The organism is Pseudomonas sp. TAA207, assembly GCF_001529285.1.
In the GTDB taxonomy this organism is placed as follows: Bacteria; Pseudomonadota; Gammaproteobacteria; order Pseudomonadales; family Pseudomonadaceae; genus Aquipseudomonas; species Aquipseudomonas weihenstephanensis.
In genome coordinates, this window is record NZ_LLWJ01000070.1 from 13,662 (window position 1) to 28,913 (window position 15,252).

14 protein-coding genes are annotated in these 15,252 nt (G+C 58.2%); 7 read left to right on the forward strand and 7 right to left on the reverse strand.

Annotated elements, in window-relative coordinates; genetic code table 11:
* Positions 1 to 39: 39 nt before the first annotated feature.
* Together AP059_RS16895 and AP059_RS16900 are read left to right on the forward strand one after the other, a co-directional pair.
* A complete protein-coding gene (locus tag AP059_RS16895) occupies positions 40 to 510 on the forward strand; it encodes a nuclear transport factor 2 family protein (protein ID WP_059764384.1) in 471 nt (156 codons plus the stop codon).
* Positions 511 to 521: 11 nt separating this feature from the next.
* On the forward strand, positions 522 to 800 hold the full coding sequence (locus AP059_RS16900; protein WP_059764386.1) for a GIY-YIG nuclease family protein: 279 nt from the start codon (positions 522 to 524) through the stop codon (positions 798 to 800).
* Between the two features lie 86 nt (positions 801 to 886).
* On the opposite strand, the gene AP059_RS16905 is transcribed toward AP059_RS16900, so the two are convergent.
* A complete protein-coding gene (locus AP059_RS16905) occupies positions 887 to 1,237 on the reverse strand; it encodes a glutaredoxin family protein (protein WP_059764388.1) in 351 nt (116 codons plus the stop codon).
* The gene (gene yejK / locus AP059_RS16910) at positions 1,237 to 2,241 is read right to left on the reverse strand and encodes a nucleoid-associated protein YejK (protein ID WP_059764390.1); all 1,005 of its coding nucleotides are present in this window, start codon (positions 2,239 to 2,241) and stop codon (positions 1,237 to 1,239) included. The genes AP059_RS16905 and yejK overlap by 1 nt, the downstream gene beginning before the upstream one ends.
* 398 nt (positions 2,242 to 2,639) lie before the next feature.
* Here yejK and AP059_RS16915 point away from each other — a divergent pair, with 398 nt between their 5' ends.
* Positions 2,640 to 2,921 carry an HU family DNA-binding protein gene (locus tag AP059_RS16915; RefSeq protein ID WP_003440137.1) on the forward strand — a complete coding sequence of 94 codons (282 nt, stop codon included), beginning with the start codon at positions 2,640 to 2,642 and terminating at the stop codon, positions 2,919 to 2,921.
* A gap of 281 nt (positions 2,922 to 3,202) precedes the next feature.
* Here the strand turns inward: AP059_RS16915 and rlmF are convergent, their stop codons facing one another.
* From rlmF to AP059_RS16940, 5 genes are all read right to left on the reverse strand, one after another.
* Positions 3,203 to 4,219, reverse strand: coding sequence for a 23S rRNA (adenine(1618)-N(6))-methyltransferase RlmF (rlmF, locus tag AP059_RS16920; protein WP_059764392.1), 1,017 nt, complete (start codon positions 4,217 to 4,219; stop codon positions 3,203 to 3,205).
* Between the two features lie 147 nt (positions 4,220 to 4,366).
* Positions 4,367 to 7,213 (reverse strand): valine--tRNA ligase, encoded by a 2,847-nt coding sequence (locus AP059_RS16925; protein ID WP_059764394.1) that lies wholly within the window; start codon positions 7,211 to 7,213, stop codon positions 4,367 to 4,369.
* Positions 7,214 to 7,409: 196 nt separating this feature from the next.
* A complete protein-coding gene (locus tag AP059_RS16930) occupies positions 7,410 to 7,799 on the reverse strand; it encodes a hypothetical protein (RefSeq protein ID WP_059764396.1) in 390 nt (129 codons plus the stop codon).
* 7 nt (positions 7,800 to 7,806) lie between these two features.
* A complete protein-coding gene (locus AP059_RS16935; protein ID WP_048363267.1) occupies positions 7,807 to 8,247 on the reverse strand; it encodes a DNA polymerase III subunit chi in 441 nt (146 codons plus the stop codon).
* Positions 8,248 to 8,306: 59 nt separating this feature from the next.
* Positions 8,307 to 9,797: a leucyl aminopeptidase gene (locus AP059_RS16940; RefSeq protein WP_048363268.1), complete on the reverse strand. Its 1,491-nt coding sequence runs from the start codon at positions 9,795 to 9,797 to the stop codon at positions 8,307 to 8,309.
* 320 nt (positions 9,798 to 10,117) lie between these two features.
* Between AP059_RS16940 and lptF the strand changes: the two genes are divergently transcribed.
* From lptF to lepB, 4 genes are all read left to right on the forward strand, one after another.
* On the forward strand, positions 10,118 to 11,236 hold the full coding sequence (lptF, locus tag AP059_RS16945; protein ID WP_048363269.1) for an LPS export ABC transporter permease LptF: 1,119 nt from the start codon (positions 10,118 to 10,120) through the stop codon (positions 11,234 to 11,236).
* A complete protein-coding gene (gene lptG / locus AP059_RS16950; RefSeq protein WP_048363270.1) occupies positions 11,229 to 12,290 on the forward strand; it encodes an LPS export ABC transporter permease LptG in 1,062 nt (353 codons plus the stop codon). Before lptF ends, lptG begins: the two co-directional genes overlap by 8 nt.
* 162 nt (positions 12,291 to 12,452) lie before the next feature.
* Complete coding sequence (lepA, locus tag AP059_RS16955; protein ID WP_048363271.1) at positions 12,453 to 14,252, forward strand: translation elongation factor 4; 1,800 nt, start codon at positions 12,453 to 12,455, stop codon at positions 14,250 to 14,252.
* A gap of 5 nt (positions 14,253 to 14,257) precedes the next feature.
* The gene (gene lepB / locus AP059_RS16960) at positions 14,258 to 15,112 is read left to right on the forward strand and encodes a signal peptidase I (protein ID WP_048363272.1); all 855 of its coding nucleotides are present in this window, start codon (positions 14,258 to 14,260) and stop codon (positions 15,110 to 15,112) included.
* Positions 15,113 to 15,252: the final 140 nt, after the last annotated feature.

Consider the following 15,252-nt stretch of genomic DNA (forward strand, 5'->3'; position numbering starts at 1 on the left):
ATTATCGTGCTCAGATTCCAGCCCCGCACGGACCCTGCCATGAGCCAAGCCAATCACGCGTTGATTACCCGCTTCTACCAAGCCTTCCAGCAGCTTGACGCGCAAGCGATGGCGGCGTGTTACACCGATGACGTGCTGTTCAGTGATCCGGTGTTTGGTCAGTTGCGTGGCCAGGACGCGGTTGACATGTGGCGCATGCTCACCTCGCGAGCCAAGGATTTTACGTTGACCTTCGATCAGGTGCAGGCCGACGCGCAGCGCGGCAGTGCACATTGGGTGGCCACTTACGTGTTCAGCCAGACCGGGGCAATTGTGGTGAACGACATTCAGGCGCGCTTCGTGTTTCGTGACGGCAAAATATGCGAACACCATGACCACTTCGACGTGTGGCGTTGGTCGCGTCAGGCGCTGGGTACTAAAGGTGTGCTGCTGGGCTGGACGCCGCTGGTGAAAAACGCAATCCGGGCGCGAGCGGAAAAAGGTCTCAAGGCCTTTCAGGCGCGTGGCTAAGGATTGAAACAGTGACTGCGCCCGTTTTGACGAAACCCTGGTTTGTGTACTTGGTGCGGGCGGCTAACGGCGCGCTGTATTGCGGTATCAGTGATGACCCGGTCAAGCGTTTTGCCAAGCATCAAACGGGCAAGGGTGCGCGTTTTTTTGCCTCCAGCCCTGCGGTGGCCTTGGTCTATATCGAGCGCTGGCCCGATAAAGGCGAAGCGCTGCGCCAGGAACGGCTGATCAAAAAATTGCGCAAAAGCGCCAAAGAGTGCTTGGTACAAAGCCAGGCGGTAGAACCCTGACGCACATCAACCTGTAGTCGCCCACGAGGCACGAGGCTGCGAGCGTGATCGAACGGCTACAGGTTGTGTGGCGATCGGCGAGACGGTTATTTCAACGCTTGCAGGATCGCGTCGGGCTTGAAGTCGCGGATCAGCGTGCCGTTCACGTCCAGTATCGGAATCCCGCGCCCGCCCAATGCTTCATAGGCTTTACGCGCAACGGGATCTTTCTCGATATCAAATTCTGAGTACGGGATGCCTTTCTGGTCGAGAAAGCGTCGTGTGGCTTTGCAGTAACCGCACCAGTCGGTGGCGTACAGCACGACGCGGGCGTTGGCCTGCGTGTGCTGTGAAACCACCCCGGAGGGGTTGAGCACGCGCTCGATCTTGCCCCAGTTCTGAAACACCACCACGACCACCAGCACAAACAGGACTTTTTTCAGGATCCCGTTAAACATTATTTGTTGCGCTTGAGCTGGTCGAGGAGCTGAGTCGGCAAGCCCTTGAGGATCAACGTACCGGCTTCTTCGTCGAATTCCACCTTGGACCCCAGCAGGTGCGCTTCAAAGCTGATCGACAGGCCCTCAGCGCGGCCAGTGAAACGGCGGAACTGGTTAAGGGTGCGTTTGTCAGCCGGGATTTCAGGCGACAGGCCGTAGTCCTTGTTGCGGATGTGATCGTAGAACGCTTTCGGGCGCTCTTCGTCGATCAGCTCCGACAGTTCGGCCAAGCCCATTGGCTCGCCGATTTTGGCCTGGCTGCTGGCGTAGTCGACCAGGGTTTTGGTTTTTTCGCGGGCGGACTCTTCCGGCAGGTCTTCGCTTTCAACGAAGTCGCTGAAGGCTTTGAGCAGGGTACGGGTTTCGCCCGGGCCGTCGACACCCTCCTGGCAACCGATGAAGTCGCGGAAGTACTCCGACACCTTCTTGCCGTTTTTGCCTTTGATGAACGAAATGTACTGCTTGGACTGCTTATTGTTCTGCCACTCGGAAATATTGATCCGGGCTGCGAGGTGCAATTGGCCCAAGTCCAGATGGCGCGAGGGGGTCACGTCCAGCTCGTCGTTCACCGCCACGCCCTCGCTGTGGTGCAGCAAGGCAATGGCCAGATAATCGGTCATGCCTTGTTGGTAGTGCGCAAACAGCACATGGCCACCGGCCGACAGGTTGGATTCCTCCATCAGCTTTTGCAGGTGCTCAACGGCGACGCGGCTGAACGCGGCGAAATCGGTGCCACCGTCCAGATACTCTTTGAGCCAGCCGCTAAACGGATGTGCGCCAGATTCAGCATGGAAAAACCCCCACGCTTTGCCTTGCTTGGCGTTATAGCTTTCGTTGAGGTCGGCGAGCATGTTCTCGATGGCCTGCGACTCGGCCAGTTCAGTGTCGCGGGCGTGGAGGACTGCGGGCGTACCGTCAGGTTTTTTCTCAATCAAGTGGACGATGCAATGACGGATCGGCATGGGCTTCTCGGCGAATAATGAGAGGGTTACGGGCAGGTCCCGCAAAAGCACCAAGTGTAACGCACCTGAGCGTCTGGGCAGCCTTTGCACCGGGGTTTAGGGGGCGAGTGTGCGGCTGAAGGTGTTTTTTTACCGTTTTAACGCGATAAAGCAGACCAAATGGGCAGGTAGAGGCGGATATTTGGCCGTCTCTGTGCTAGTTTTGCCCCGTCTTGCGCCGGGTAACGGCGCAAAGCGCGGATTCAGCATGTGTCAGGTCGAACCAAACCCCGTTTTAGCACTCTACATCCGCGATTCGTCGTGAAAGCAAACGGGCGTGCCAGACCCCAAATATCTGGCTCGATAGCTGACTTTGCACTCTGCAAACCAAATGAATTTGATAGGGAAGGAACATCTCAATGGCTATTACTAAAGACCAACTGATCGCTGATATCGCTGAAGCTATCGACGCGCCAAAAACTACCGCGCGTAACGCTCTGGACCAACTGGCTCAGATCGTTGCTGATCAATTGGAAAATGGCGGCGAAATCACTCTGCCAGGTATTGGCAAACTGAAAGTGACCGAGCGTCCTGCCCGCACTGGCCGTAACCCTTCGACTGGCGCTGCCATCGAAATCGCTGCCAAAAAAGTTATCAAGCTCGTTGTGGCCAAAGGCCTGACTGACGCTGTTAACAAGTAAGACTGCTGTAAAAAAGCCGCACCCGGGAGTGATCCCGGGCGCGGCTTTTTTGTGGGCGCTGTCCCGTCCTGAATAAGGTTTACACCTTCTGGCCTATTTTCAGGACTAGACACGCAAATCCTGTAGCCGCTGACGAGCTGCGCGAGGCTGCGTTCGAGTGCGCAGCACTCGTAAAACCTGAGGCCGCAATCTAACGGGCAGACCGCGACTTAAGGTTTTGCGACGGCTGGGCCGCCGAACGCAGCTCGTCAGCGGCTACGAGGTTTCGCGTACTCACACGATTACTTCCAGTTCTTTTCGCGCCACAGTTGCTGTTGATCTTTGTCATGGAACGTCCAGGCCACAAAGCGGCTTTGCTTGTTGCCCTGGGACATGTCCACGACCTGGCTTTCGCGTGCACCGGCCTTTTTCAGCGCGGTCTGGATTGCTGGCAGGTTGGAGGCTTTTGACACCAACACGCTGAACCACAGCACCTGACGGGCTACCTGCACGCTTTCGCGGATCAGTTGGCTGACAAAGCGCTGTTCGCCGCCTTCGCACCACAACTCGGCCGCCTGGCCACCAAAGTTCAGCACCGGCAATTTGCGTTTCGGATCGGCCTTGCCCAGTGCGCGCCATTTGCGCTCACTGCCGCGCGTGGCTTCGTCCAGCGAGGCGTGGAACGGCGGGTTGCACATGCTCAGGTCGAAGCGTTCGCTGCTGTCGAGTACATCCAGCAGGATTTTCTTCGGATCAGGTTGCAGGCGCAGGCTAATGGCTTTGTTCAGGCTGTTGGACTGTACGATTGCCTTGGCCGCTTTGACTGCGGTCGGGTCAACTTCGGTGCCCAGGAACTGCCAGCGGTATTCGCTGTGGCCGATCAACGGGTAGACGCAGTTGGCGCCCATGCCGATATCCAGCACGCGAACGTTTTGCCCACGCGGGATCTGACCATCGTTCATGGTTGCCAGCAGGTCAGCCAGAAAGTGCACGTAGTCGGCGCGACCCGGAACTGGCGGGCACAGGTAGTCAGCCGGGATGTCCCAGTGAGCAATGCCGTAAAACGCCTTGAGCAGGGCGCGGTTGAACACGCGCACAGCACTCGGGTTGGCGAAGTCGATGCTCTCTTTGCCGTACGGGTTGATGATGACGAACTCGGCAAGCTCAGGGCACACCGAAATCAGCTGCGGGAAGTCATAGCGGCCCTGATGACGGTTGCGCGGGTGCAGGCTGGGCTTGACGCGCGGCTCGACCGGTTTGGCATCGCTGGCAGCCTTGGGCTTGTGGCGTGTGGCTTTGGAGGTGCGGGGGGTAGTCATGTTCAATTCATTCCACAAAAGCAATCGCGGGCAAGCCCTAAAACCGTGTAGGAGCAAGCTTGCTCGCGATGATCTTGATGACCATCGCGAGGCAAGCTCGCTCCTACACAAGAGTAGGTCTTGCCCGCGATCAGGTGCGCAGCTTAATTACAGGCTGGAAATCCGCGCGTGCTGTTCAGCCAATTTGCTCAAGGCTTGTTCGGCCTCGGCCAATTTGGCGCGTTCCTTGTCAATGACTTCGGCCGGAGCCTTGTCTACGAAGGCTGCGTTCGACAGTTTTGCGCCTACGCGGGCCACTTCGCCGTGCAAACGCTGGATTTCCTTGTCCAGTCGCGCCAGCTCTGCATCCTTGTCGATCAGACCGGCCATTGGCACCAGCACTTCCATTTCGCCTACCAGTGCGGTGGCGGACAGAGGGGCCTCGGCGCCGTCTTGCAGTACGGTGATCGCTTCGAGTTTAGCCAGCTTTTTGAGCAGTGCATCGTTCTCGCTCAGACGGCGCTGATCTTCGGCACCGACGTTTTTGAGGTACAGCTGCAAAGGCTTGCCTGGACCGATGTTCATTTCGCCGCGGATGTTGCGGATACCGAGCATCAGGCCCTTGAGCCATTCGATATCGTCTTCGGCGCCCTGGTCGATACGCGACTCGTTCGCCACCGGCCACGGTTGCAGCATGATGGTCTTGCCTTCAACGCCGGCCAGTGGCGCGATGCGCTGCCAGATTTCTTCGGTGATGAATGGCATGAACGGGTGCGCCAGGCGCAGCGCGACTTCCAGCACGCGAACCAGCGTGCGGCGGGTGCCACGCTGACGTTCTACGGGCGCATTCTCGTCCCACAGCACAGGCTTGGACAGCTCCAGATACCAGTCGCAGTACTGGTTCCAGATGAACTCGTACAGGGCTTGCGCCGCGAGGTCGAAACGGAACTGATCAAGGTGACGGGTCACTTCGGCTTCGGTGCGCTGCAACTGCGAGATGATCCAGCGATCGGCCAGCGACAGTTCGTAGGCTTCGCCGTTTTGGCCGCAGTCTTCGCCCTTGTCCAGCACGTAGCGTGCAGCGTTCCAGATCTTGTTGCAGAAGTTGCGATAGCCTTCAACGCGGCCCATGTCGAACTTGATGTCACGACCGGTGGAGGCCAGCGAGCAGAAGGTGAAGCGCAGGGCGTCGGTGCCGTAGCTGGCAATGCCGTCGGCGAATTCGTCGCGGGTCTGCTTTTCGATCTTCTTCAGCAGTTTTGGCTGCATCAGGCCGGTGGTGCGTTTGGCCACCAGGTCTTCGAGTTCGATGCCGTCGATGATGTCCAGCGGGTCCAGCACGTTGCCCTTGGACTTGGACATCTTCTGGCCCTGACCGTCACGTACCAGGCCGTGTACATACACGGTCTTGAACGGAACTTGCGGGGTGCCGTCTTCGTTTTTCACCAAGTGCATGGTGAGCATGATCATCCGGGCAACCCAGAAGAAAATGATGTCGAAGCCGGTGACCAGCACGTCGGTGGAATGGAAGGTTTTCAGCGCTTCGGTTTTTTCCGGCCAGCCCAGGGTGGAGAACGTCCACAGGCCCGAGCTGAACCAGGTGTCGAGCACGTCGTTGTCCTGTTGCAGCGCAACGTCCGGCCCCAGATTGTGCTTGGCGCGCACTTCGGCTTCGTCGCGGCCTACGTAAACCTTGCCCGATTCGTCGTACCAGGCCGGAATGCGGTGGCCCCACCACAGCTGACGGCTGATGCACCAGTCCTGGATGTCACGCATCCACGAGAAGTACATGTTTTCGTACTGTTTAGGCACGAACGCAATGCGGCCATCTTCAACGGCGGCAATGGCCGGCTCTGCCAACGGCTTGGTCGATACGTACCACTGGTCGGTCAGCCACGGCTCGATGATGGTGCCCGAACGGTCGCCTTTCGGCACTTTCAGGGCGTGATCGTCGACGCTGACCAGCAGACCGGCTTCGTCGAAGTCGGCAACGATTTGCTTGCGCGCTTCGAAACGATCCAGGCCGGCGTACTGGGCTGGCAGGGTGCCGTCGATGGTTTCGTTGAGCGTGCCGTCGAGGTTGAACACCTGAGCGGCTGGCAACACTTTTGCGTTTTTGTCGAAGATGTTCAGCAGCGGCAGGTTGTGGCGCTTGCCGACTTCGTAGTCGTTGAAATCGTGGGCCGGGGTGATTTTCACGCAGCCGGTGCCGAATTCTGGGTCGCAGTAGTCATCGGCGATGATCGGGATACGGCGGCCGACCAGTGGCAGCTCGACGAATTTACCGATCAGGGCCTTGTAGCGTTCGTCTTCCGGGTTCACGGCGACGGCAGCGTCACCCAGCATGGTTTCGGGGCGGGTAGTCGCCACCACCAGGTAGTCCAGACCTTCAGCGGTTTTGGCACCGTCAGCCAGTGGGTAGCGCAGGTTCCACAGGAAACCTTTCTCGTCGTGGTTTTCCACTTCAAGGTCGGAAATCGCGGTGTGCAGCTTGGTGTCCCAGTTAACCAGACGCTTGCCACGGTAGATCAGGCCGTCTTCGTGCAGGCGTACGAAGGCTTCCTTCACGGCTTCGGACAGACCGTCGTCCATGGTGAAGCGCTCGCGGCTCCAGTCTACGGACGAGCCGAGGCGGCGGATCTGACGGCTGATGTTGCCACCGGACTGGTCTTTCCATTCCCAGATCTTGTCGAGGAATTTTTCGCGGCCCAGATCGTGGCGGTTCAGACCCTGGGCTTCGATTTGGCGCTCGACCAGCATTTGGGTGGCGATCCCCGCGTGGTCGGTGCCCGGCTGCCACAGCGTGTTGCGACCCTGCATGCGACGGAAACGGATCAGGGCGTCCATGATCGCGTTGTTAAAGCCGTGACCCATGTGCAGGCTGCCGGTGACGTTCGGCGGCGGAATCATGATGGTGTACGGGTCGCCCGCGCCTTGCGGGGCAAAATAGTTTTCTTCTTCCCAGGTTTTGTACCAGGAAGTTTCAATGGCGTGCGGCTGGTAGGTCTTATCCATGCGCGGCGGGACCCTATTGGCATTAATTCAGGAAAGCCGGCAAGTATAGCGGGGCGGGACGCTGAGGGCGAGGTGTGGGTTGCTTTATGTAGCCGCTGGCGCAGGCTGCGATGGAGCGCGTAGCGATGCGGATGTTTTGAAGGCCCTGCGGGCCTTATCGCAGCCTGCGCCAGCGGCTACAGGGTTTGTGTCTGCATCAGCTCTGATGTTGGGCGAGCAGGCGCTCCATGTGCGCATCAAGGCGGCGCTTGATCTCGGTTTCGATGTGCGGGGCGAAGTCGTTGATCACGTCTTGCATGATGATCTGGGCGGCGGTGCGCAGCTCTTTGTCCAGATGAACCAGCAGGGCGTCGGGGGCTTTTTCTGCTTGTGCGGCAGGCGCCATGGCCAGCGGGATTTGCACGGGCGCCGGCGCTGCGGGTGCCGGGGCGATCATGTCGTCGAGCAGCGGAATCTGAATGCCTTCCTCGCCCACCATCTCGGTCAGCAAGGGCGGTTGCAGGCCCTCGTCGCCCAGCAACTGACGAATGGACTCAAGATCATCGAGCAGGTGTGCAGCTTTTTTCGGTGAATTGGGGGTGTCCATCGTGTGCTCAGAGTCGTTGTAACTTGTGGTCTTGCAGAGGATAGCCCTGTTCACGGTAGAAGCGGAAACTCTCCCGTGCGGCCTGTCGAACGGCAGGGTCTTCGACGACCACTTCGGCCACGCGGGCGAAGCGTTTGAAGCATTCGGGGACTTTAAGGTCCAGGTTGATCATTAAGTCCTGATGGCTGGCAGGCGCGTCGGCGATGCCCATCACAATCACGCCATCGGGTTCGTCCTCAACATGGCTGTGAGGCACAAAGCTTTCGCCCTTAAAGCGCCACAGGCGTTCATCCAGCGCTTGGCGTTGGGCTGTGTCCGTGCAGTGCAGGTACACCCGATGCCCCAGGCGCCAGGCTTTGTCGGTGAGTTTGCAGGCGAAGTCCAGCCGCGCGGCGGGATCGGCGCTGGGCAGGATATAAAAGTCGACTTTGGTTTTTTCAGAGGTCATTGCGGTTCCTGAATCGGGGCTGCACCGCCCTCAAGCGGCGCAGCCTGCGATCATCAGCTTCAAGCGTTGGCGCGATCCAGCAGGTATTGCGTCAGCAACGGCACCGGGCGGCCGCTGGCGCCTTTGTCCTTGCCGCCGCTGACCCAGGCGGTGCCTGCGATGTCCAGGTGAGCCCAGTGATAGGCCTTGGCAAAGCGTGACAGGAAGCAGCCTGCAGTGATGGCACCGGCTTTGGGGCCGCCAATGTTGGCCATGTCGGCGAACGGGCTGTCCAGTTGCTCCTGATACTCGTCGAACAGCGGCAGTTGCCAGGCGCGGTCGTCGGCTTGTTTGCCGGCGTCGAGCAGTTGGTTGATCAGTTCGTCGTTGTTACCCATCAGGCCCGAAGTGTGGGCGCCCAGGGCAACCATGCACGCACCGGTCAGGGTCGCGATGTCGATCACTGCCTGCGGTTTGAAGCGCTCGGCGTAGGTCAGGGCATCGCACAGCACCAGACGGCCTTCGGCGTCAGTGTTGAGGATTTCAACGGTTTGCCCGCTCATGGTGGTCACGATGTCACCCGGACGCGCTGCGCCGCCGCTTGGCATGTTTTCAGCGCAGGCCAGAATGCACACCAGGTTGATTGGCAGTTTCAGCTCAAGGACGGCGCGCAGGGTGCCGAACACGCTGGCAGCGCCGCCCATGTCGTACTTCATTTCATCCATGCCGGCGCCCGGCTTGAGGCTGATGCCGCCGGTGTCGAAGGTGATGCCTTTGCCGACCAGCACGAACGGCTTCTCGGATTTTTTACCGCCCGAGTAGTTCATCACGATCAGGCGCGGCGGCTGGTCGCTGCCTTGGCCCACGGCGTAGAACGCGCCCATGCCAAGTTCTTTGATTTTCTTCTCGTCGAGAATCTCGACTTTCAGGCCCTTGAACGCTTTGCCCAGTTCTTTGGCCTGTTCGGCGAGGAACACCGGGTGGCAGATGTTCGGCGGCAGGTTGCCCAGATCGCGGGTGAAGGACATGCCGGCAGCAATCGCCTGCGCGTGAGTCACGGCCAGTTGGACCTCGGCCTGAGCGGCTTTGATGGTCAGCAGGGTGATTTTTTTCAGCGCGCGGGGTTCGGCTTTCTGGCTTTTGAAGCGGTCGAAGGTGTACTCGCCATCGACCAGGGTTTCGGCCAGCAGGCGGGTTTTGCTGTAGCTGTCACGGCCTTTGACCACCAGTTCGTCGAGGGCAAACACGGCGTCGCTGCCGCCCAGACCCTTGAGGACGCCCAGGGCGCCGCTGATGATTTTGCGAAACGGACGGTCGCCCAACTCTTCATCTTTACCGGTGCCCAGCAACAATACGCGCTCAGCCTTGATGTTCGCCAGGTTGTGCAGCAGCAGGCTTTGGCCGGTTTTACCCGCCAGGTCGCCGCGCTTGAGGACTGCGCTGATAGCGCCGCCGGTGAGTTCGTCGATGGCTTTGGCGGTGTGGCTGAGCTTGCGGCCTTCGCCGACGGCGACCACGAGAGTGGCCGTTTTCAACGTTTCTGGGCTAACGCTTTTTACAACCAGTTCCATGTCCGGGTCCCTGAATCAAATGGTCAACGTGCGCCCAAACCCTGGGGTTTGAGTGCTTATGGATGAAACGCTTCACCTGTCTATGCGGGCATGCGTCAAGGCGGGCAGTTTGTACCCCGTCGGTCGCGGCTGACAACCCTCGTGTGGTCTTCAATGAGTGCTTTGTAATCTTGGGTAAGCAAGCGCAGTGACAGGCGAGGGTATTCACAGGATAATGCGCCATCTTTTTAGTCCGCTGCGCTCATCTATGATGAGTGTCTGGCTGGCTGGTAATGCCGTGTGTTTGGCCGCCTTAGCCTGACGACCCTGGAGTGTCTGGTTTGATCGTCTTCCGTTATTTGTCCCGCGAAGTCCTGCTTACATTGAGCGCTGTCAGCGCTGTGCTGCTGGTCATCATCATGAGCGGTCGTTTCATCAAGTACCTGGCGCAGGCAGCTTCGGGTGCCCTGGACCCGGGTTCTTTGTTCCTGATCATGGGCTTTCGTCTGCCCGGCTTCTTGCAACTGATTCTGCCTTTGGGGCTGTTTCTGGGCATTTTGCTGGCCTATGGGCGCTTGTATCTCGAAAGTGAAATGACCGTACTGTCCGCCACCGGCATGAGCCAGCAACGTTTGCTGGGCATGACCATGGTGCCGGCCGCTTTTGTCGCCTTGCTGGTGGCATGGCTGAGCCTGAGCCTGGCGCCGCAGGGTGCCAATCAGTTCCAGTTGTTGCTCAACAAGCAAGACGCGTTGACCGAGTTCGACACCTTGGTGCCGGGCCGCTTTCAGTCATTGAGTGATGGTTCCCGGGTGACGTACACCGAAGAGCTGACCAATGACCGGACTAACCTGTCAGGCGTGTTTATCTCGCAAAAAAATCTCGGTCAGGACGCCAAAGACCGCAGTATTTCTGTGTTGGTGGCCGAAAAAGGCCGTCAGGAAGTACGCCCCGACGGCAGTCGCTGGTTGATTCTGGACAATGGCTACCGTTATGACGGCAACCCCGGTCTGGCGGACTACCGCGCCATCAAGTACGACACCTACGGCGTGCTGTTGCCCAAGCCTGATGCCAGCGATGAAGTGACGGACCGCGACGCGATCCCGACCCTTGATCTGATCGGTAACAAGGAGCCGCGCGCGATTGCCGAGTTGCAATGGCGTATTTCCTTGCCGCTGCTGGTGTTTATCGTGACCTTGATTGCCGTGCCGCTGTCGCGTGTCAACCCGCGTCAGGGCCGCTTCCTCAAGTTGCTGCCCGCCATTCTGCTTTATATGGGTTACCTGACCATTCTGATTTCGGCCCGTGGCGCGCTGGAAAAAGGCAAGCTGTCGCCGACACTGGGCCTGTGGTGGGTACACGTTCTGTTCCTGGCCATTGGCCTGTTGTTGCTGTATTGGGAGCCGCTGCGCTTGAAGCTGGCGAGTCGCCGTAGCGTGAAGGAGATGGCGCGTGGGTAAGCTAGATCGCTACATCGGTAGCAGCGTCTTTATGGCGATCCTGGCTGTGCTGGGGATTATTTTGGGTCTGGCGTCGTTGTTCGCGTTCATCGATGAGATGGGCAGCATCAGTGACAGCTATACCGTGATGGACGTTTTCAGTTTTGTGTTGCTGACGGCCCCGCGGCGCATGTACGAAATGTTGCCGATGGCCGCGTTGATTGGCTGTCTGATTGGTTTGGGTAGTCTGGCCAGCAACAGTGAGCTGACCATCATGCGGGCGGCGGGTGTGTCGATCGGCCGGATTGTATGGGCGGTGATGAAGCCCATGCTGGTGTTGATGGTCGCAGGTGTGCTGGTGGGCGAGTATGTGGCCCCGGCCACCGAGACCATGGCTCAGGCCAATCGCGCACTGGCGCAGGGCGGCGGTGATGCACAAAGCTCCAAGCACGGTCTGTGGCACCGCCAGGGTGAGGAATTCATCCACATCAACGCCGTGCAACCTAACGGCACGCTGTTTGGTGTGACCCGTTATCGCTTTGATAAAGAGCGGCACATGCAATCGTCGAGCTTCGCCAAAAAAGCGGTGTTTGATCAGGATCACTGGCAGCTTTCGGATGTCACCACCACGCTGTTTCATGACCGCAGCACCGAAGTGGTCAGTGCGCCGGTCGAGCGCTGGGATGTGGCCTTGAGCCCGCAATTGCTCAATACCGTGGTCATGGCGCCAGAATCGCTGTCGATCAGTGGTCTGTGGAGCTACATCCACTACCTCAAAGACCAGGGGCTGAACAATGGCCGCTACTGGCTGGCATTCTGGGTCAAGGTGTTGCAGCCGCTGGTTACGGCGGCACTGGTGTTGATGGCGATCTCCTTTATCTTTGGTCCGCTGCGCTCGGTGACATTGGGTCAGCGTGTGTTCACCGGTGTGCTGGTGGGCTTCACCTTTAAAATTGCGCAAGACCTGCTGGGGCCGTCCAGCCTGGTATTCGGTTTCTCGCCCTTGTTTGCGGTCCTGCTGCCCGCCGGTATCTGCGCGTTGGCGGGTATCTGGTTGCTGCGCCGGGCGGGTTGATTGCTCTTTAATGCTTGAACCAAAAGCCTCTATCTCGCGATAGGGGCTTTTTTGTCCGTGTGCATTGGCCTGTGAACGTGACGCTTGGCGCGATCATCAGGTACAATTCCCGGCTATTTTTCGGCGGGCAGTCTGCCTGCGACTTTTTTTGAGTGTTGACCCGTGAGTGATTTGAGTCATATCCGCAATTTCTCCATCATCGCCCACATTGACCATGGCAAGTCGACGCTGGCCGATCGCTTTATTCAGATGTGTGGTGGCCTGACCGCCCGTGAAATGGAGGCCCAGGTACTGGACTCCATGGACCTGGAGCGTGAGCGCGGGATCACCATCAAGGCCCACAGCGTGACGCTGTATTACACGGCCAAAGACGGTATTACCTATCAGCTGAACTTCATTGATACCCCGGGCCACGTTGACTTCACCTATGAAGTCAGCCGTTCCCTGGCGGCCTGTGAAGGTGCCTTGCTGGTGGTCGATGCGGGGCAGGGCGTTGAAGCCCAGTCCGTGGCTAACTGCTACACCGCTATCGAGCAGGGGCTTGAGGTAATGCCGGTCTTGAACAAGATCGACCTGCCGCAAGCCGACCCGGACCGGGTGAAGGAAGAAATCGAAAAAATCATTGGTATTGATGCCACTGATGCCGTGACCTGTAGCGCCAAGACCGGCCTGGGCGTGGACGAGGTGCTTGAGCGCCTGGTGCACACCATTCCTGCGCCAACCGGTAACTATGAAGATCCGCTGCAAGCGTTGATCATCGATTCCTGGTTCGATAACTACCTGGGCGTTGTGTCCCTGGTTCGCGTGCGCCACGGCCGCGTGAAAAAGGGCGACAAAATTCTGGTTAAATCCACCGGCAAGATGCACCTGGTCGACAGCGTGGGTGTGTTCAACCCCAAGCACACGGCCACCACGGATCTGAAAGCTGGCGAAGTAGGCTTCATCATTGCGGGTATCAAGGACATTCACGGCGCGCCAGTGGGCGATACCCTGACCTTGAGCTCCACCCCGGATGTCGACGTACTGCCTGGTTTCAAACGTATTCAGCCGCAGGTGTACGCTGGCCTGTTCCCGGTCAGCTCTGACGACTTCGAAGACTTCCGTGAGGCGCTGCAAAAGCTCACGTTGAACGACTCGTCGTTGCAATACACCCCGGAAAGCTCTGACGCGCTGGGCTTCGGCTTCCGTTGCGGCTTCCTCGGCATGCTGCACATGGAGATCATTCAGGAGCGCCTTGAGCGCGAGTACGACCTGGATCTGATCACCACTGCGCCGACGGTAATTTTTGAGTTGCTGCTCAAAACGGGTGAAACGATTTACGTCGATAACCCGTCCAAGCTGCCGGACGTTTCTTCGATTGAAGATATTCGCGAGCCGATCGTGCGCGCCAATATCCTTGTGCCTCAAGAGCACTTGGGCAACGTCATAACCCTGTGCATTGAAAAACGCGGTGTTCAGCACGACATGCTGTTCCTGGGTAGCCAGGTACAAGTGACCTACGACTTGCCGATGAACGAAGTGGTTCTGGACTTCTTCGACCGTCTCAAGTCCACCAGTCGCGGCTATGCTTCGCTTGATTACCACTTCAACCGCTATCAATCGGCTAATCTGGTCAAGCTTGATGTATTGATCAACGGCGAAAAAGTGGATGCCCTGGCACTTATCGTTCACCGCGACAACGCTCACTACAAAGGGCGTGCGTTGACCGAGAAGATGAAAGAGCTGATTCCGCGTCAGATGTTCGATGTGGCTATTCAGGCTGCCATTGGTGGCCAAATCATTGCGCGCTCGTCTGTTAAAGCGCTTCGTAAAAACGTACTGGCCAAATGCTACGGTGGTGACGTTAGCCGTAAGCGCAAGCTGTTGGAAAAGCAGAAAGCCGGTAAAAAACGCATGAAGCAAGTGGGTAACGTGGAAATTCCACAAGAAGCCTTCCTTGCGGTGCTCAGGTTGGATAGCTAGGTCCTATGTCACTAAATTTCCCGCTGTTGCTGGTCATTGCTGTAGCCGTCTGCGGTTTGCTGGCGCTGCTCGATCTGGTCTTCCTGGCTCCGCGCCGGCGCAAGGCCATTGCCAACTATCAAGCCAGCGTCAAGCCGGCTGATACGCAGGTGATCGAGAAGCTCAACAAAGAGCCGTTGCTGGTTGAATACGGCAAGTCGTTCTTCCCGGTGTTGTTCATCGTGCTGGTGCTGCGTTCGTTTCTGGTTGAGCCGTTCCAGATCCCGTCCGGCTCGATGAAGCCGACGCTGGATGTGGGCGACTTCATTTTGGTGAACAAGTTTTCTTACGGGATCCGCTTGCCGGTGATCGACAAGAAAATCATCGAAGTGGGTGATCCGAAGCGTGGCGATGTGATGGTGTTTCGCTACCCAAGCGATCCGACAGTCAACTACATCAAGCGTGTAGTGGGCCTGCCGGGCGACAAGATTCGCTACACCAGCGACAAAAAACTGTACGTCAATGACCAACTGGTGGCTGAACAACTGGTGGGTTCGGAGCCTGGCACGTTGGGCAGTGCCGAGCTGTACAAAGAGAAGCTGGGCGAAGTGGAGCACATGATCCGCAAGGAAATGAGCCGCTACCGCACGCCGCCCGATCATGAGTGGACGGTCCCGGCCGCGCACTACTTCATGATGGGTGACAACCGCGACAATTCGAACGACAGCCGTTACTGGGATGATCCGAACATTCCCAAAGACGAGCTGGGCATGGTCCCCGACGAGAACATTGTCGGCAAGGCCTTCGCTGTTTGGATGAGCTGGCCCGAACCGAAAACCAGCCATTTGCCGAACTTCTCGCGAGTGGGTCTGATCAAGTAGCCAAGACGGCGCTGTTAATAACAGCGCCGAATGCTTTTCAGGTGTCCGAATAAATCGGTTGCCTGACGGTTCTTACAACCGCTTTGTCGCGTCAGACAGGGCGGTCAACAGTATTCAGGATGTGGATTTGAACAAAGCGT